This window comes from Paenarthrobacter aurescens (assembly GCF_041549525.1).
Lineage (GTDB): Bacteria > Actinomycetota > Actinomycetes > Actinomycetales > Micrococcaceae > Arthrobacter > Arthrobacter aurescens.
Map to the genome: position 1 here is coordinate 1381477 of NZ_CP157456.1, position 18301 is coordinate 1399777.

Genomic DNA, 18301 nt, shown 5'->3' on the forward strand with positions numbered 1-18301 from the left:
AACCCCTAGTTCTCTACGCCGACGGTTTCGCTGCGGACCGGGATGGTGGAAGCGATGAGCACGCCGCCCTTTTCCTCGTTGGTGGCCGGACGAATCTGGCCGCGCTCCGGAACGAAGGAAATGGACTCGTCCTTCTGGTTGGGAGCATTGACGAACGAACGGAACCGGCGGAGGCGCTCCGGGTCCTTCAAGGTCTCGGCCCACTCATCCTCGTAAGTGTCGATGTGCTTGGCCATGGCTGCTTCAAGCTCTTCGGCAATGCCCAGGGAATCGTTGACCACCACTTCCTCCACATGCTTGATGCCGCCGTCGAGCTCTTCCTGCCAGCGTGCGGTGCGCTGGAGGCGGTCAGCAGTGCGGATGTAGTACATGAGGTAACGGTCGATGTATTTCAGCAGGGTCTCGTCGTCCAGGTCCTTGGCCAACAGCTGGGCGTGGGCCGGGGTGGCTCCACCGTTGCCGCCAACGTACAGGTTCCAACCGTCGGCCGTGGCAATCACACCAACATCCTTACCGCGCGCTTCAGCACATTCACGGGCGCAACCGGAGACACCCATTTTCAGTTTGTGCGGGCTGCGGAGGCCGCGGTAGCGCAGCTCCAAGGCGATGGCCATGGCAACCGAGTCCTGCACGCCGAACCGGCACCAGGTGGAACCAACACAGGACTTCACCGTGCGCAGGCTCTTGCCGTAGGCCTGGCCGGATTCGAAGCCGGCATCCACCAGTTCCTTCCAAATGTCCGGCAACTGCTCCAAGCGGGCACCGAACATGTCTATCCGCTGTCCACCGGTGATCTTGGTGTACAGGTTGTACTTCTCAGCCACCGCCGCGATGACACCAAGGCCCTTTGGCGTGATCTCGCCACCGGCAATACGGGGAACCACCGAATAGGTGCCGTCCTTCTGCATGTTCGCCAGCGCGCGGTCGTTGGTGTCCTGCAGCGAACCCCGCCCGGCGTCCAACACATAGGCGGAGTGCTGGCTGGCCAGGATGGAGGCAATGGTCGGCTTGCAGATATCGCAGCCCGCGCCCGTACCGTACTTGGCCATGATCTCTTCAAAGGAAGTGAGCTCCAGGACGCGTATGGCATCAAAGAGTTCCTGGCGGGACAAGCTGATGTGCTCGCACAATGCCTTGGAAACCTCAATGCCGGACTTCTGCAGTTCGCCTTCCAGCAGCTTCTTGAGCATGGGGACGCAGGAACCACACTGGGTGCCTGCACGGGTGCAGCCCTTCAGTTCCCCAAGTTCCTGCACGGGGGAGTTGCCCTCGCAAGCGCCGCAACCATTGATGGCGTCGCGGATGGTGCCGGCAGCTACGTTGTTGCAGGAGCACAGGATGGCATCGTCCGGAAGCTCAGTCTCAGGAGCCTCCCCACCACCGGCAGCACTCAGGTAGGCGCCCGGTTCGGCGGACAGTTCGCGGCCAAGGAGCGGACGGAGGCTCATGTAAGGGGAAGCATCACCCACGAAGATGCCACCCAGAAGGGTCTTGGCATCATCGGTGGTGACAATCTTTTGGTACACGCCACGAGCGGGGTCGGCGTAGACGATCTCCAGGGAATGCTCCGTCCGGGCAAAGGCGTCACCAAAGCTGGCAACATCAACACCGGACAACTTGAGCTTGGTGGCAGTGTCAAAGCCCGGGAACGTGGCTTCTCCGCCGTGCAGGCGATCGGCAACGATCTCGGCCATGGTGTTGGCCGGAGCCACAAGGCCCAGGCACATGCCTTCAAAGTTAGCCACTTCGCCGATGGCCCAGATGCCATCCACTTCCGTGGCACAGAAATCATTGATGACCACGCCACCGCGCTGGCCCAGGCTGAAGAGCTGCTCCTCGCCTTCACCCGCCCGGAAGAGGTCGTCGCGGGGCTTGACGCCGATGGCAACGATCACGAGGTCGGCGTCGATGGTGCGGCCATCAGCCATGAGGACTCCGGTGACATTGCCGTCGTCGTCAGTAACAACCTCGGAGGGGAAGACGCCGCCGTGGACCTCGAAGCCCTTGGCCTCGATCAGCCGACCCAAGGCCTGCCCCGCGCCTTCGTCCAACTGGGTGTTCATGAGCCAGGGCGAGCCGTTGATCACGATCGGGGTAGCACCCAGCTGCTCGGTTCCGGCCGCGGACTCGAGGCCGAGAAGGCCACCACCGATGGTGACGGCGTTGACCTTGCGGCCCAGCTTCTCCGTCAGCCCGGCAATGGCCTTGTTGATGGCCCATACGTCTTCGAGCGTCCGGTAAACGTGGGTATGTTCCGCGCCGGGGATAGGGAGTCGGGCTGCATCCGAACCCGAGGCAACCACCAGGTGGTCGTATTCGTACTTGTTGCCGGCAGCCGTGAGGACGCTCTTGGCAGCGGAGTCGATTTTGACGGCGCGCTCGCCGGTCTTGAGGGTGAGCGCTTCGTGGTCCCACATGGACGCGTCGCCCAGGGTGAGGTCCACGCCGGTTTCCGTCAGCGCCTTGCTCAGGGCCACGCGGTCATAGGGGAGGTGCGCTTCTTCGGTCAGCACCGTAACCTGCCAACCTTCAAGTCCGCGGTTGACCATGGCATCGGCGAAGCGGTGGGCAGCAGGGCCGCCGCCGACGACGACAACGCGGCGCAGGTTCTCTGTACTTGAAGTGTGTCCGGTCACTGGTGGCCTTTCGCAGATGTTGCAGACGGATCTGTCGCAACTTGTGGTTCCAGCCTAGGGACGGGCAGTTTCGCTTCAGTTTCCCTTTTGTTTCGTGATCTTAACTTCTGCATCACGAACGCATTTCCCGGGGTGTGAGGTCTCTTTTACGCGTTTGACACAAACGTGCACCCCTGTTGAAACACCTCGGTCCTAGCGTGGAGGAGTGGCCGCAAGCGTGGCCCGGTCCGGGGGAGTGACGGTGAAACTGCCAGCACCCGGACACAGTGAGAGGGGCTGAAATGACCGTAATTCTGGACCGTGCCGAAAATCTGACCGCCACTGCCACCGCCACGTGGCACCGTGTTTGCCCGGTGGACGAGCTGGAACTGGCGTGGGGCGAGGCTGCACTGATCGCCGGACGTCAGGTTGCCCTGTTCCGCACTGCTGCCTCCGAGGTTTTCGCGGTTGCGCAGCAGGACCCGGCGACGCTCGCCAACGTCATGGCGCGCGGAATCATCGGATCCCGCGGGAGCCGGCCCACCATCGCCTCGCCGCTGCACAAAGAGGTCTACGACCTCGAAACCGGGGAATGCTTCACCAACCCCGAACTCAGGCTCGACGCCTTTGCCACCCGCTTGGTGGATGGCTTCATCGAAGTTGAGCTCTAAGAGTTTTACAAACCCAACGCTTCGCGGACGTCCCTGAGAACATCATCCAGGGACGTTCGCGCTGTTTGGCGCGCAGCGTCAAGCTCCGCCGCGGATTCCACGGCCTGGATGACTTCCAGATAGCACTTGAGCTTGGGCTCCGTGCCGCTGGGACGAATGATGACGCGGCTCTGGTCCCGCGTCAGGTACAGCAGACCGTCCGTGGGAGGCAGGGCTTCGCTTCCCTCGGCAAGATCAGTGAAAATCTCGACGGCGGAACCTCCGAACGCTTCCGGCGGGTTGACCCGGAGGCGGTTCATCATGGCGTCCAACAAGCCCAAATCGGCTACGCGGATACTGAGCTGGTCGCTCGCATGCAGTCCGTGGACCAAATAGAGGTCATCAAGGGTGTCAAAGATGGTCTTGCCGTCGGCCTTGGCTGTTGCTGCCAGTTCCGCGATCAGCACTGCCGCTGAAATTCCGTCCTTGTCCCGCACCAGATCCGGTGCAACGCAGTATCCCAAGGCTTCCTCATACCCGTAGGTGAGGCCGGGAACCCGTGAAATCCATTTGAACCCGGTGAGGGTCTCCTCGTGGGCGTATCCCGCTGCAGCGGCAATCCGGGACAGCAGGCGTGAGGAAACGATCGAGTTGGCGAAGACACCCGTTTGCGGCTCGTCCCCGGCGGCGGCAGCCATGCGTGCCACGACGTGCGCGCCCAGGAGTGCCCCTACTTCGTCGCCACGCAGCATCCGCCAGGCTCCCGTGGCGGGGTCCAAGGCAGCAACCGCAGCGCGATCGGCGTCGGGATCATTGGCCACAACTATGTCCGCGTCCGAGTCGGCGGCGGCCGCGAGGGCCAGGTCCAGCGCGCCGGGTTCTTCCGGATTGGGGAACGCGACGGTGGGGAAGTCCGGGTCCGGCTCGGCCTGTTCGGCCACCAGGGTGACATCCGTGAAACCTGCGGCGTTCAGGACCGAGACAGCCGTTTCGCCGCCGACACCGTGCATGGGTGTGAGGACGATCTTGAGGTCCCGGGCCGGGAAATGTTCCCTATCCACCAAGCCCGCCATGGCGCCTTCATAGTCGGCCGCGATGGAGGTGGGCAGTACGGTCCACCCGTCCTCTGCCAGCGTGATCGAATCCAAGGCACCTACAGCCTCGATTTTGGCCGCGATTTCCGCGTCGTACGGCGCCACGATCTGCGAACCACGTCCGCTTTCGGAAACTGCATGCCGTCCGAGGTAAACCTTGTACCCGTTGTCCTGCGGCGGGTTGTGGCTCGCTGTGACCATCACGCCGCCGTCGCAGTCCAGTGACCGGACCGCAAAGGCGAGCAACGGCGTCGGAAGTGCTGCCGGCATCAGGAAGGTGTCGATGCCCGCTGCCGTGAAGATGGCCGCGGTTTCCTGCGCAAAAATGTCCGAGTTGTAGCGGGCATCAAAGCCAACGACGGCGCGCGGCCGGGTTCCGGGCGCAGCTGCGGCTACGGTCCCGGTGAGGAAAGCGGCGAGCCCTGCCGCCGCCCGGCGGACGACGACGCGGTTCATCCGGTTGGGGCCCGGGCCCAGTGCTGCCCGGAGGCCCGCTGTGCCGAATTGCAGGGTGCCGTTGAAGCTGTCTCCCAGTTCCTGAGCCGCTCCCGCATCACCGTTTTCGGCGAGCTCGGCGAGCTCGGCCAGGGCAGCAGCCGTGGCCGGGTCCGGGTCTTGGGAAGCCCATTGGCGGGCTTCGGTGATCAGCTGTTCAAATGCGGCATCGCTGGATGTCATAGGGACAAAACTATCCTCAATGTCACCCCCGCGGGCAACGAGGGGTGGGATCCCGCCCCTAAAAGCGGTTGTAAAGGGTGAGATCCCGCCCCTGAACAGCCCTCAAAGAGTGCGGGAAGTAACAATGAAGTCCGTGTCGCCGTCCATGCTGAACGCGGAGGCTGCTGTGCTGTCCCAGTCAGGGAAGAACGTGTCCGAAACAACCGCAGTCCCGCCCGCAGCGAAGACTTCCACGGAAGATGAGTCCAGAAGGATGGTGAGGCTGACTCTGCTGCCGGAGGAGGGCAGCGCCACCTCATGGAAGGGGCTGAACTTCGGGGAGAAGTTACTGGTGCCGGCCTGTGAACGGTCCACCCGGACAGTGCCCGACTCCTTGTTGTAGGAGATGCGCAGACCTGACCCGGGGCCTGATGAATGGCGGAGGAGAACGCCTGCTTCGCGCGCCGAGGTGAGGTCCATGTCCAGTTCAATCAGCTGGCTGCGGCCCCGGAAGTCCTGTCCCAGGTCCGTCAGTGAGGAGCCGACGGTGAGGTTTTTGCTCTTCGCTTCACCGGAGCGTTCCAAGGTTTCCCGCGCCACCTGGGCTATGGCGGAACGCAATTCCAGCCGTTTCGCACCCTTGACCAAGGTCAGTTCGCGGGGTATTGCCATGGAGCCCCGCCACGGCGTGGTGGGCACATCCTGGGCATAGTCCCAGTTGCCCATCCATCCCAGGAGCACGGGTTTGTCTCCGGGCGCGCCGGAAATGGAATTGGCTGCGTAGTAGTCCGCGCCGTGATCCAGCCACTGCGATTCCTCGAGCGGCGCATCCGGGGCAGCTGCGTTTTCGGCCGTGAACCGGGTGCCGTCGAATTCGCCCACGAAGTACTGCATGCCCGAGCCGCCGGCAATGCCGCCGGGGTTGATGCTCAGCAGCATCACCCACTTTTTGGCGGTGGAGTCCTCCACATCCATGTGGATGAGCTCCGGCACTTCCCACAGGCCTCCCTGGGCGCCGGCCCCGGAGAAATCACTGAGGAAATCCCAGTGGAGCAGGTCCGTGGATTTGAACATTTTGACTACCTGGGCGTCGGCCACCACGGTGGTCATCACCCAGTAGCGTCCTGGCTCGTACCACGTAATTTTGGGGTCGCGGAAGTTGTTGTTGGTGGGAGCCAGGTTCAGCACCGGGTTGCCTTGGTACTTTTGCCATGAGGTCCCGTTATCAAGGCTGAACGCCACCGACTGCGCCTGGGCTCCTTCAGGCAGTGCGCCGTTCTTCCCGTAGGCACTGGTGTAGAGGGCCACCATGGGAGGATTTTCCGCAGAACCAAGACCTGATGCGTTGTTCTTGTCCACCACGATGCAGCCGGAGAATATTTCTTCCTCCGGGCTCGCTTCCATGGCCACTGGTTGCTGCTCCCAGTGGATCAAATCCTGGCTGGTGGAGTGCCCCCAGGACATGTTGCCCCAGGAGTTTCCGCGGGGGTTGTACTGGTAGAAGGCGTGGTATGTGCCGTCGTGATAGACGAGGCCGTTGGGATCATTGAGCCAGTTCTTCCCAGCAGTGAGGTGGGCTGCCGGACGCCAGGGATCGGACGGGGACGGGCGGTGGCCGCCCGGGGCGGGGACCGGCGTCGGGCTTTCAGGCTGGGTGCAGGACGCTGCCGAGAAGGCGACCACGACGGCGGCACTTGCGGCCAGCATCTGGCGGCGCGAAAGGTGGGGGCTGGGAAAAGTCATGGGAAAAATCCTGGGGGTTGGGGTGGCAGGGGCGGCCAGTCCTTATGGGACCGGCTACCCCTGCCGTGGCCTGACGGCCGAGGTGTTGCTGCTTACTTGTAGAGGCCTTCGCCGCCAACACGGACGTTGGTGGGAAGGTACCCGTACGGGCCGAGGCCGTTCTGGCCAAAGCTGCGGTCCACTTCCGTCACGCCGCCCTGGAAGTTCATCTTCACGGTGGGGGAGAGTGAGCCGCCGCGGACTCCGTCAACGTTGTCAATGAAGGACTGGACCAGCCCGCCTGGCTGTACATAGTGCGAGTAGGCCTGGAACTGACGGCCGTTCTGGCGCGGGTCCGGGCCCTCCGGAGCGTTGGCCGGCATGTTCAGGTCCGTGGGGGAGCCCAGAGCCAGGCCGCTGTTGTTGACCGGCTGGTAGTCCGAACGGACGCCGTCGCCCACAAAGCCGTACACGCCGTCCGGGCCGCGCATCCCATCTGCGTACGTGAACTGGTGGCTGATGGTGAACAGGTAGTACTTGTTCTTGCCGTTCTCGTTCTGGATGAAGATTTGCGGACGCTCAGTCTGGTCGTTCACACAGTTGGCGGAGAGGATGGGAGGCAGGAAGCTCCACTTGGTGAGGTCCTTGTTGTCCGCAACTGCGAGGCCCACGTTGGCTGTCTGGAACCAGGCGCCTGTGCTGTTGACTTGGGCTACGGTTTCAGCGTTGGGATCTCCCGCGGCGTAGCCGAGGTCTTCCTGCTTGCACTTGTAGGAGCCGCGGGCGCCGCCGGTGTTGCCTTCAAAGACCATAAAGGTTTTGCCCGGGTGGGCGGGGTCGGCAAAGGTGTACGGATCCCGGAACGCAAAACCGGGGTTCTGGGCCTTGTTTTGGTACAGCTTTCCGTCCGGTTCCAGGAGCTTGGTGTGCTGGAAACCGTCGAAGGTCACGCCGTCCTTGGTGGCGTGGATGTTGCCCAGGGCCTTGGCGATCGCGGCATCCGGAGCGATTCCGCCGCCGCCGGCATTCCTCTCGGCCACATCATGGAAGGTGGTGGCCGTGTAGAAGACGTTGATTTTGTTGCCCTGCATCAGGCGCGTGGAGCCGGACCATTCGGTGTTGCCAATGGACGTGTTGTCCAGGAACAGGTGTCCGCCGTAGTTCCATTTGTCCTTGGCGGGATCGGCGTTGGTCTTGCGGAAGAAGTAGCCGATCCTGGCATTCCAGTGGCGCTGGTCAAACCCATACCCGGCATGCCGGTCAGCAACCAGGGAGAAGACTACGTCCCAGCCTTTGTAGCTGATCTGGTTGGCGTTCTCGTCCGTGAGGGACCAGGTGTCCCACACCCAGACGTCCTCGTTCATGGCGGGGAAGTCCTTGGGGATCTCCGGCATGGTGACGTCCGGGCTCATGGAGTTCTCACCGGGAGCAACGTGCGGGTTGCTTTGGGCCATGATCTGCTTGGCGTCTGCACGCGTCCATTTGGACGTGAAGTTTGCCGCCGGATCGTAGGCCTGTTGCGTGTGCTTGGTGGGGAGCGGGAAGCCGGGCGTGGGTGCCGGCATGGTGCTCGACGGCGGGTCGGCCGGCAGGTTCGCTTGCGCGGCCGGCGTCACCAGCAGGATGCTGCCGGCAACGCTGGCCGCTACTGCGACGGCGGCAGCCTTACGTAGCCGGCGGCGCGGCCGATGAGGGGATAAGTGCGTGTTCATGCTTGCTCTTCTCGCGGAGTTGTACTTCGTGGAGTGGGGCGCATGCCCTGAACCCCGGGCTGGGGGTCCTCTACTCAGGCGTCCGATCGATCCGCTCGAGGCGTCATCGAGGGACGCCATCGTTTGTTTCAGGTGCGGGGAGCTTTTCAGCTATCCGCCGCGGTGGCTCCGATACGTCGACTTACCGGAGCACTCTCCACGCTAGACACGTGTTAGGTCCAAGATCAAAGGGCATTGCGGAAGCCCTTTCGGTTACTCCGGAGTAGATGTGCAAGCGCTTACATTGTCAACGTGCGCGCGTGGCATTTTCCCGGGTCCTCGGTCAAATGTTTCGCCATAAAGCAGATTTATCCTGAGAATCCGCTGTGTGTTTGATTCTCGGGCGAAAATGTTAGCGCATACCAAGGAACGGCACTGCTTAAACAGCTGCGGGTTCACCATTCAGTGGTGAACCCGCAGTCGTGCTTGGGGTGGTTGCTAGAGCTTGGCGATGATTTCTGCCAGAAGCTTGGAGATCCGCTTGCCCGCTGCATGCCCGGCTTCGAGAACCTCGGCGTGGCTCAGCGGAACGGGGCTGATGCCCGCTGCAAGGTTGGTGACCAGGGAAATGCCGAAAACCTCCATTCCGGCATGGCGGCCGGCAATTGCCTCAAGTGCAGTGGACATGCCCACCAGATCCGCCCCGATCCGCTTGGCATACTGAACCTCTGCCGGGGTCTCGTAATGCGGGCCTGTGAACTGTGCGTACACGCCTTCCTGGAGGGAAGGATCAACTTCACGGGCGAGGCCGCGGATGCGGGAGGAGTAGAGATCGGTGAGGTCAACGAACGTCGCGCCCTCTAGGGGTGAGGTGGCGGTGAGGTTGATGTGGTCGCTGATAAGTACCGGGGTTCCCGGGGTCCAGTCTTCATTGAGCCCGCCACAACCGTTGGTGAGTACCAGCGTTTTGCAACCGGCAGCTGCGGCGGTGCGGACGCCGTGGACTACAGAACGCACGCCGCGGCCTTCGTAGTAGTGCGTCCGGGCGCCAAGAACCAGGGCGCGCTTGCCTTCCTTGGTCAGGACGGAGCGGATGGTGCCAACGTGGCCCACCACCGCGGGCTTGTGGAAGCCGGGCACCTCAGAGGCGTTCAGCGTGGCCGTGGTTTCACCGATGAGATCGGCGGCCTCAGCCCAGCCGGATCCGAGCACCAGGGCTACATCGTGGGACTCGACGCCGGTCTCCGCGGCAATGAAGTCTGCGGCGGCCTGTGCGGCTTCGAAGGGGTCAGTGTTCATCAGCTCAGTGTTACTCACTGGTACAAGCTACCTTGCAGCTGCAGGAGTTCGGTAGGGACCCGGCCATGAGTGAGGGTGGGCTGGGTGGCAGCCAGCGTGGGAATGAGCGAGAATTGAGGATTGTGACCACCCAAGTTGACTTCAGTGCCCCCCGTATCGCGATCCTGGGAGGTGGTCCCGGCGGATATGAAGCTGCCATGGTGGCCGCTTCGCTCGGCGCGCACGTCACCATCGTCGAGCGGGCAGGCCTCGGCGGCTCAGCCGTGCTGACCGACGTCGTGCCTTCCAAAACCCTCATTGCCACCGCAGACCTCATGACCCGCGTCGGTGAGGCCGACGAGCTGGGTGTGAAGTTCGACGGCGACGGCACCGCGTCCAAGCCCCGCGCAGACCTTAAGCACATCAACGATCGCGTCCTGACCCTGGCGCATGGCCAGTCTGATGACATCCGTGCCGGCCTTGAGCGACTGGGCGTGGAAATCGTCATCGGCTCCGGCAAGCTGCTGGACAACAACACCATCGAAGTCCTCACTATCGACGGCACCCGCACCATTGACGCCGACGCCATCCTCCTGGCCGTTGGCGCGCATCCCCGTGAACTTCCCACGGCAAAGCCGGACGGCGAACGCATCCTCAACTGGGCCCAGATCTACAACCTGGACGAACTTCCCGAGGAACTGATTGTTGTGGGCTCCGGCGTTACCGGTGCCGAGTTCGCATCCGCCTACAACGGCTTGGGCTCCAAGGTCACCTTGATTTCCAGCCGTGACCAGGTCCTCCCGGGCGAAGACACAGATGCTGCCAAACTGCTGGAGGGCGTCTTTGAGCGCCGCGGCGTCAACGTGCTTTCCAAGTCCCGCGCCAACGCGGTGGAAAGGACCGACGACGGCGTGAAGGTCACCTTGGGTGACGGATCGATCGTGACAGGTACCCACTGCCTGGTATGTGTCGGCTCCATCCCCAACACTGCCGGAATCGGCCTTGAAGAAGCCGGCGTGACCCTCACGGAGTCCGGACACATCAAGGTGGACGGCGTTTCCCGCACCACTGCTCCCAACATTTACGCTGCCGGCGACTGCACTGGTGTGTTTGCCCTGGCATCGGTTGCAGCCATGCAGGGGCGCATCGCCATTGCCCACTTCATGGGCGATGGCGTCAAGCCGCTCAAGCTCAACCAGGTGGCTTCGAACATCTTTACGTCCCCTGAGATTGCCTCCGTGGGTGTTTCCGAGGCCGACCTCGCCTCGGGCAAGTACCAGGGCGATGTTGTGATGTTGTCCCTGCTCAGCAATGCCCGCGCCAAGATGCGCAACACCAAGGATGGGTTCGTCAAGATCATCGCCCGCAAGGGATCCGGCACTGTGATTGGTGGTGTGGTGGTAGGGCCGAACGCCTCCGAGCTCATCTTCCCGATCTCCGTGGCCGTGACCCAGAAGCTCCACGTGGACGATGTTGCCAGCGCGTTCACGGTGTACCCGTCGCTGACCGGCTCCATCTCGGAGGCCGCGCGGCGCCTGCACGTGCACATGTAGCTCTACCTTCAGCCAAGACGGACGCCCGTTTGGACGGTTAGCTGCCCGTTAGACGTTTCCTACCGTCTAACGGGCAGCAAGCCATCGAAACGGGCGTTTTCCGCTTTCTTCGGCGAACTGCGCTAAGCGGCCTCAGGCGGCAGCCGCTTGGAAGTGTTTTTCGATGATCCCCTTGATGTCCTCATGGCAACCTCCGCAGCCTGTGCCGGCACGGGTGGCCTTGGATACTTCACCCACCGTGCTGCAACCCTCCATTACGGAGCCCTCAATGCCGGCCGCGCTGACGCCGGCGCAGCGGCACACTGTGCGTTGGGGATCGTTGCTGGTGGCGCCGGCATCGAGTTGGTCCGGCCCATCCAGGCGGAGCAGCAAGGACCTGTCTGCGGGCAGCTCCGAGGCCCTTTCAAACAGGACCACCAGTTCAGCAGCAGTGCGTGGCATGCCCACGGCCACCAAGCCTTCCAGCACTCCGCCGCGGGTGGTCATCTTCACATAGCGGCCATGCTCGGGGTCGGCCCACTGGGAGATCTGCCGCCGGGGTCGCCCTGAAATGGCCCCGGCTTCGAGCATTTCCTCGTCCCAAGGATCGGCTTGGTTGTCCCCTGCCACTGCCAGGTTGATGCCGCGTGCTTTCAGGACCACCACGCCTGGCTTCTCAGATGGCAACGCCTCCAAGGCATCAGCGGCGTCCTGACCATCGCGGGCAAGGACCACAAGGTACTCGGCCAGCCACTCGGCCTGCCGCCATCCCGGACCGACCAGACCGGAGGGACCAGTGGCAGTCCGGCAAGCAACACAGGCAGAGTCCGGGCAACGCACTTCAGCGCAGTCGCCTATCGCGAACATGTGGGGCTCGTGGTAGGTCCTGAGATGGTGGTCCACCAGGATCCCGGTGGCGGTAGGCAGCCCGCAGCCCTCCGCCAACTCGGTGCGGGGACGGACGCCACAAGAGAGCACCAGGAGGTCGCCGTCGATCGCGGAACCGTCGTCCAGCAGCAAAGCCGAGAAACTTCCACCGGGCCCGGCCGTCTCCACTCCGGTGGAGCGCGCGTTTCCTGCCATGCGGACGCCACCGGCGCGCAGGCTGTTGGTGAGGACTGATCCACTGCCGCGGTCAATGCTGCGGCCCAGCGGGAAGGGACCGTTGTGGACCACGGTGGTCCGGGCACCTTCCTCGGCGGCAGCCAAGGCAGTTTCCAAGCCGAGCACGCCACCTCCCAACACCACCACATGCTTGCCTTCGGCCACGGCTGCGCGAAGCACGGCAGCATCCCGCAAGTCACGCAGAGTGGTAACCCCAGCCGGAAGTACCGGGCCGGAGGGATCCGGGTTGAGCCCGGTGAGATTGGGAATCACAGGACGGGAACCGGTGGCAAACACCAAACGGTCGTAGGGTGCGGCGGAGCCATCGGACAGGACTGCCACTTGACGGGCCCGGTCGATTCTTTTGACCTTCACGCCCAACCGCACGTCCACGCCGTCGGCTTCCAACCCGGCGGCGTCAGCCATGGCCAAAGCCTCCGCTGTGGTGCGGCCGACACCCAGCTCGGCAACCATCACGCGGTTATACGCTGCCTCGGATTCCTGGCCCACCACCAGCAACTGCACCAGCCCGGTGCGCACGGCGGGGAGCAGTTCGTCCACGAACCGTGCAGCCACTGGTCCGAATCCAACAACAACAATGCGCTCGCTCATGAGGCCTCCTTGACGTGAACTGGCAACTGGAGCCCGGCAGGAACCGCAAAGGTGGCCGGGACCGAGGTGGATACTGCCTTCCGGACCCACACCCGGCTGGTCTTGAACTCGGGCATTCCGGAAATGGGATCCGTAACGGCCTCCGTGAGCCGGTTGGCGTTTTCCTGGCCGGGGAAGTGGAACGGCAGGAAGACAGTGTCCGGGCGGACCGAGGTGCTGAGCTCGGCACGGCAGAGCACTTCTCCGCGCAGGTTCGTCACGGTGGCGTAGTCGCCATCGGCGATGCCGCGGGAAGCAGCGGTGCCCGGGTGGATGAGGAGACGGGCTTGCGGCTGGGATGCCAGGAGCTCGCTGACGCGCCGGGTCTGTGCTCCGGATTGGTAGTGCTCCAGGAGTCTGCCTGTGGCCAGTGCGAGGGAGTCGTCAGCAAAGGAACGTACGGCCCGCTTGGACGGAGTCACCGGAACCATTACGGCGCGGCCATCGGCATGGGCGAAGCCGTCAGTGAAGAGCCTCGGCGTCCCGGTGCTGCCCACAGGGTAGGGCCAGTAGGCAGCCTCGCCACGGTCCAGCAAGGCGTAATCAATGCCTGAGTAATCGGCCAAACCACCGGCTGATGCGAGGCGAAGTTCTTCGAAAACGGTCTCGGGATCATCGCTGAACGTGGAAGGAGCCTCGAGCATCTCTGCGAGCCGGGCCATGAGCCACAACTCGCTGCGCACGCCCGGGGGAGGCGTCAGCGCGCGTCGGCGGCGTATCACGCGTCCCTCAAGGTTGGTCAGCGTGCCCTCTTCCTCGGCCCACTGCGTGACCGGCAAAACCAGGTCCGCTTCCGCCGCTGTCTCTGACATGAAGAAGTCGCACACCACCAGGAAGTCCAGGCTTCGGAGGCCCTGGGTCACAGCGTTGGTGTCCGGAGCGGAGACCACCACATTGGCGCCGTGGACGAAAAGGCAACGGACGCCGTCGGGCTTTCCGAGGGACTTGAGAAGTTCTACGGCGGGCAGGCCGGGTCCCGGGATCAGCGACTCATCGATGCCCCACACACGCGCCATGTGGGCGCGGGCGGCGGGGTCCGTGATCTTGCGGTAGCCCGGGAGCTGATCGGCTTTCTGTCCGTGTTCGCGGCCGCCCTGACCGTTGCCTTGTCCTGTGAGCGTGCCGTAGCCGCTGCGCGCGGAGCCGGGCAGGCCCAGGAGGAGGCTGAGGTTGATGGCCGCGGTGGCAGTGTCTGTGCCGTCAACGTGCTGCTCCACGCCGCGGCCACTGAGGATGTAGCTGCCGCCGGCCCGGGCTCCTTGGGCCAGACGGCGGGCTGTTTCGCGGATGAGGTTGGCCGGCACACCAGTGATGGTCTGGACGCGCTCGGGCCAAAACGATGACAGGCTGCGCACCACCGCCGGGTATCCGGACGTGTTCTTCTCGATGTAGGAGGCGTCGGCCAAGCCTTCGTGCACCACCACATGGCTGATCCCCAAAAGAAGCGCCAAATCGGTACCGGGCGTCGGCTGGAAGTGGAGGCCGCCGCCGTCGGACGTGAACGCAGCAGTAGCCGAGCGGCGGGGGTCCACCACGATCAGCCCGCCGGCGTCGCGGGCAGCCTGCAGGTGCTGGACGAAGGGCGGCATGGTTTCGGCAACGTTGGAGCCGAGCATGAGGATCACGGACGCGGTGTCCAGGTCCGTCACGGGGAAGGGGAGCCCCCTGTCCACTCCGAACGCGCGGTTGCCTGCGGCTGCCGCCGAAGACATGCAGAACCGGCCGTTGTAATCGATCCGCGAGGTGCGCAGCGCGAGGCGGGCAAACTTCCCCAGCAAGTACGCCTTTTCGTTGGTGAGGCCGCCGCCGCCGAACACACCCACAGCATCGTTTCCGTACTGCTGTTGGGTGTCCTTCACCGCTGAGGTGATCAGCATGAGGGCCTGGTCCCAGGAGACGGGCCGGTGCACGCCGTCAGAGCCCTTGAGCAGGGGTTTGGTGACCCGGCCGCTGTGATGCAACAACGACGCCGATGTCCAGCCTTTGCGGCACAGCCCGCCCCGGTTGGTGGGGAAGTCGCGCCCGGAGACCTCCAGGGGCACGGCAGGCTGTGCCGGTTCTGCAGTGGGAGCCGGTGCTGCCGCTGTCCCTGAGTCTGCGGATGCAGCCGGGGTCAGCGTCATGGCGCACTGGAGCGCGCAGTAGGGGCAGTGGGTATCGGCGCCGTTGGGCATCTAGATGTGTCCGATCGTGTTGCGCTTCTGCGCGGGACGGATGTAGCAGACCCAGCAGACGGTGAGCATCAGGACATAAGCTCCAACGAATCCGTAGAACGCCGGGGTGTAGGAGCCGCTGGCCGAGTTTGAAGCGTTGAGTACCTGCGGGATGACGAAGCCGCCGTAGGCACCGATTGCGGAGATCAGGCCCAGCGAGGATGAAGCAAGCCGTGCAGTGGTGGCACTGGGGGCACCTGAGCGGGCTGCCCGGCTGGAGGTTGCGAAGATCACCGGGATCATGCGGTAGGTTGCGCCGTTTCCGAACCCGCTGGCCAGGAAGAGCAGCAGGAACAAGGTGAGGAAGAGCCAGAAGTTCTTCAGCGGCAGCGTCCAGATCATGGTCAGGGTGATGATGGCCATGGAAGCGAACGAGGCAATGGTCATGCGGGCCCCACCCATGCGATCGGCCATGCGTCCGCCGTAGGGGCGGGCCAGGGAACCCACCAGCGGGCCGAGGAAGGCCAGGGACAGTGCCACAGCGCCCACGTGGATGGAGGAGAAGTCCGGGAAGTAGTCCTTGATCAGCTTGGGGAAGACGCCCGCAAAGCCGATGAACGAGCCGAACGTTCCAATGTAAAGGAACGCCATGATCCACAGGTGCGGTTCCTTGAGGGCGGCCAGGGATCCGGCCACATCACCCTTGGCGCTGGTGAGGTTGTTCATGTACTTGTAGGCGCCGAAAGCGGCGATGATGATCAGCGGGATCCAAATGATCCCTGCCATGGGCAGGTTGACGGTCCCTGCAGCCAGGAGGGTGATGGCGATGGGGACAACAAGCTGCGCGACGGCGGCACCGAGGTTGCCGCCGGCAGCGTTCAGGCCCAGCGCCCAGCCTTTTTCGCGGGCGGGGTAGAAGAAGGTGATGTTGGCCATGGAGCTGGCGAAGTTGCCGCCACCGAAGCCGGCAAGTGCGGCCATAAGGAGCATGATTCCAAACGGCGTTTCCGGATTGGAGACGCAGATGGCAAGGCCCGTGGTGGGGATCAGCAGGAGCAGTGCGGAGACGATGGTCCAGTTCCTGCCACCGAACTTGGGGACCATGAAGGTGTAGGGGATGCGGAGTGTGGCGCCTACGAGGCTGGGGATGGAGATGAGCCAGAAGATTTGGTTGGTGTCGAACTTGAAGCCGGCTGCGGGGAGCTGGACCACCACGATGGACCAGAGCTGCCAGACGACAAAGCCGAGGAACTCGGCGAAAATGGACCAGTAGAGATTGCGCTTGGCGATGGACCGGCCTTCGGACTCCCATTGGCCCTTGTCTTCGGCATCCCAGTTGGCGATCCAGCGGCCGGGGCGGTGCTCAAGGGTGGAAGTGGCGGTGGCAGTGGACTGGACGGGAGCCAGTGCATCTGCGGTGCGGTCAACAGTCACGGAAGTGCCTCCTTGATGGGGGACGTTGTTCTTCCAAGGTAGGTTTGGCGCATTTCGTGGACGGTCGCCGTTTGTAAACGCCCTGTGACATTTCCCTATCGGCGGGGTCACCGGCGCGTGAGGCCGTGGTGAGGTAATGTGGCGCGGACCACAAGGTGAGATTTTCTTGTGTGTCCGCATGTTGGACTTAGTTGTCCAGTCAATGGACAGCGGGAACTATTATTGAACTCTCGAATAATCCTTCGCCGGGTAGGCTCTCGGGGCATCGGCCGGCGTGAAAGAAAGCTGCAAATACATGTCTTCCACCGCACCATCCAAGGAAGGCGAGTCCACTAAGCCAGTGAACTCGCGGGGCAAGGTGATCTTCGCGAGCCTGATCGGCACGACGATCGAGTTCTACGATTTCTACGCCTATGCCACCGCGTCGGTACTCGTCTTCCCGAAGCTCTTCTTCCCGGACGCCACTGACATCAATGCGCTGCTCAGTGCGTTTGCCATCTTCGGTGTTGCCTTCTTCGCGCGGCCCATCGGTGCCGTGGTCTTCGGCCACTTCGGTGACAAGATCGGCCGCAAGGGCACCCTGGTGGCATCGCTGCTGACCATGGGTATTGCAACCTTCCTCATCGGCCTCCTCCCCACAGCTTCCATGCCGGGCTGGGCCATCCTGGCCCCCATCATGCTGGTGATCCTGCGCTTCTTCCAGGGCCTGGCACTGGGTGGCGAATGGTCCGGTGCGGCACTGCTCGCCACCGAGAACGCACCCGAGGGCAAGCGCGCCATCTACGGAACCTTCCCGCAGCTGGGCGCACCCATCGGCTTCATCATCGCCAACGTCATCTTCATCTGGATGAACGTCTCCCTCAGCGCCGAAGAATTCCTTGCCTGGGGCTGGCGGGTTCCCTTCATCCTCAGCGCCGTCCTGGTAGTGGTGGGCCTCTACGTCCGCCTGAAGCTGGTAGAGAGCGCCTCCTTTACCAAGGTCATCGAGCAGGAAAAGGTCCAGAAGGTGCCCTTGGCGGCAACCCTCAAGAGCCACTGGCGCCCTGTGGTTGCGGGCACCTTCATCATGTTCGCCACCTACGTGCTCTTCTACATCATGACCACCTTCACCCTGTCCTACGGCACCAAGCCCACGCTGGCCGGAGCCCAGGCAGCAGCAGAGAAGGCCGGGACGCCCATGACGCCGGAGCAGGTTGCTGCGTTCGTCCCCGGCCTGGGAATTACCCGCTCCGACTTCCTGTGGATGCTGATCATCGGCGTCGTCTTCTTCGGCATCTTCACCGTGGTCTCCGGGCCGCTCGCCGAGAAGTGGGGCCGGCGGAAGTTCCTGCTGGGCGTCACCGCCGGTATCTTCGTGTTCGGTGCGCTCTGGTTCACCATGTTCGGACCCGGCCAGGCAGCAGCCATGGTGGGCCTCATTGTGGGCTTCACGCTCATGGGCCTCACGTTCGGACCCATGGCCGCCATCCTCCCCGAGCTGTTCCCGGCCAACGTCCGCTACACCGGGTCAGCGGTTGCTTACAACCTCTCCTCGATGATCGGTGCAGCACCTGCCTCGTTCGTGGCCATCGCGCTTTGGTCTGCAGCCAACGGCAGCACCTGGCTGGTGGGTGCCTACATGGCCGCCGCCGCTGTGGTGACGTTTATCGCCCTCTGGTTGACCCGCGAAACCAAGGACATGGACTACGAGAACAACGTGGCCTAAGTAGTTCGAGTACGA

At 63.4% G+C, this 18301-nt stretch carries 11 protein-coding genes; 3 read left to right on the forward strand and 8 right to left on the reverse strand.

Annotated elements, in window-relative coordinates:
- Positions 1–5: 5 nt before the first annotated feature.
- Positions 6–2636, reverse strand: coding sequence for a nitrite reductase large subunit NirB (gene nirB, locus ABI796_RS06535; protein ID WP_141283699.1), 2631 nt, complete (start codon positions 2634–2636; stop codon positions 6–8).
- 281 nt (positions 2637–2917) lie between these two features.
- Between nirB and nirD the strand changes: the two genes are divergently transcribed.
- A complete protein-coding gene (gene nirD, locus ABI796_RS06540; protein WP_141283698.1) occupies positions 2918–3286 on the forward strand; it encodes a nitrite reductase small subunit NirD in 369 nt (122 codons plus the stop codon).
- 5 nt (positions 3287–3291) lie between these two features.
- Here the strand turns inward: nirD and ABI796_RS06545 are convergent, their stop codons facing one another.
- The 4 genes from ABI796_RS06545 to ABI796_RS06560 form a co-directional block, all read right to left on the reverse strand.
- A complete protein-coding gene (locus ABI796_RS06545) occupies positions 3292–5037 on the reverse strand; it encodes a phospho-sugar mutase (RefSeq protein WP_303409125.1) in 1746 nt (581 codons plus the stop codon).
- A 102-nt stretch (positions 5038–5139) separates the two neighbouring features.
- On the reverse strand, positions 5140–6759 hold the full coding sequence (locus ABI796_RS06550; protein ID WP_141283696.1) for a glycoside hydrolase family 32 protein: 1620 nt from the start codon (positions 6757–6759) through the stop codon (positions 5140–5142).
- A 92-nt stretch (positions 6760–6851) separates the two neighbouring features.
- Positions 6852–8450, reverse strand: a complete 1599-nt coding sequence (locus ABI796_RS06555) for a glycoside hydrolase family 68 protein (RefSeq protein WP_141283695.1) — start codon at positions 8448–8450, stop codon at positions 6852–6854.
- Positions 8451–8927: 477 nt separating this feature from the next.
- Positions 8928–9728, reverse strand: a complete 801-nt coding sequence (locus tag ABI796_RS06560; RefSeq protein WP_174754548.1) for a purine-nucleoside phosphorylase — start codon at positions 9726–9728, stop codon at positions 8928–8930.
- A gap of 122 nt (positions 9729–9850) precedes the next feature.
- Here ABI796_RS06560 and ABI796_RS06565 point away from each other — a divergent pair, with 122 nt between their 5' ends.
- The gene (locus tag ABI796_RS06565; RefSeq protein WP_141283693.1) at positions 9851–11260 is read left to right on the forward strand and encodes an NAD(P)H-quinone dehydrogenase; all 1410 of its coding nucleotides are present in this window, start codon (positions 9851–9853) and stop codon (positions 11258–11260) included.
- A 132-nt stretch (positions 11261–11392) separates the two neighbouring features.
- On the opposite strand, the gene ABI796_RS06570 is transcribed toward ABI796_RS06565, so the two are convergent.
- Genes ABI796_RS06570 through ABI796_RS06580 form a run of 3 tightly spaced genes read right to left on the reverse strand, consistent with a single transcriptional unit; the run spans position 11393 to position 16581 of the window.
- Positions 11393–12955, reverse strand: a complete 1563-nt coding sequence (locus ABI796_RS06570) for an FAD-dependent oxidoreductase (RefSeq protein ID WP_141283692.1) — start codon at positions 12953–12955, stop codon at positions 11393–11395.
- Positions 12952–15168: a molybdopterin oxidoreductase family protein gene (locus ABI796_RS06575; protein WP_141283691.1), complete on the reverse strand. Its 2217-nt coding sequence runs from the start codon at positions 15166–15168 to the stop codon at positions 12952–12954. The genes ABI796_RS06570 and ABI796_RS06575 overlap by 4 nt, the downstream gene beginning before the upstream one ends.
- Positions 15169–16581: an MFS transporter gene (locus ABI796_RS06580; RefSeq protein ID WP_141283690.1), complete on the reverse strand. Its 1413-nt coding sequence runs from the start codon at positions 16579–16581 to the stop codon at positions 15169–15171.
- 295 nt (positions 16582–16876) lie between these two features.
- On the opposite strand from ABI796_RS06580, the gene ABI796_RS06585 reads away from it, so the two are divergent.
- Entirely contained in the window at positions 16877–18286 is a 1410-nt protein-coding gene (locus tag ABI796_RS06585; RefSeq protein WP_141283689.1) for an MFS transporter, read from the forward strand.
- Positions 18287–18301 lie beyond the last annotated feature (15 nt).

Coding starts and splice junctions, on each gene's coding strand:
- nirD (WP_141283698.1), top strand. CDS start 2,918: ATGACCGTAATTCTGGACCGTGCCGAAAATCTGACCGCCACTGCCACC.
- ABI796_RS06545 (WP_303409125.1), bottom strand. CDS start 5,037: ATGACATCCAGCGATGCCGCATTTGAACAGCTGATCACCGAAGCCCGC.
- ABI796_RS06550 (WP_141283696.1), bottom strand. CDS start 6,759: ATGACTTTTCCCAGCCCCCACCTTTCGCGCCGCCAGATGCTGGCCGCA.
- ABI796_RS06555 (WP_141283695.1), bottom strand. CDS start 8,450: ATGAACACGCACTTATCCCCTCATCGGCCGCGCCGCCGGCTACGTAAG.
- ABI796_RS06560 (WP_174754548.1), bottom strand. CDS start 9,728: ATGAACACTGACCCCTTCGAAGCCGCACAGGCCGCCGCAGACTTCATT.
- ABI796_RS06570 (WP_141283692.1), bottom strand. CDS start 12,955: ATGAGCGAGCGCATTGTTGTTGTTGGATTCGGACCAGTGGCTGCACGG.
- ABI796_RS06575 (WP_141283691.1), bottom strand. CDS start 15,168: ATGCCCAACGGCGCCGATACCCACTGCCCCTACTGCGCGCTCCAGTGC.
- ABI796_RS06585 (WP_141283689.1), top strand. CDS start 16,877: ATGTCTTCCACCGCACCATCCAAGGAAGGCGAGTCCACTAAGCCAGTG.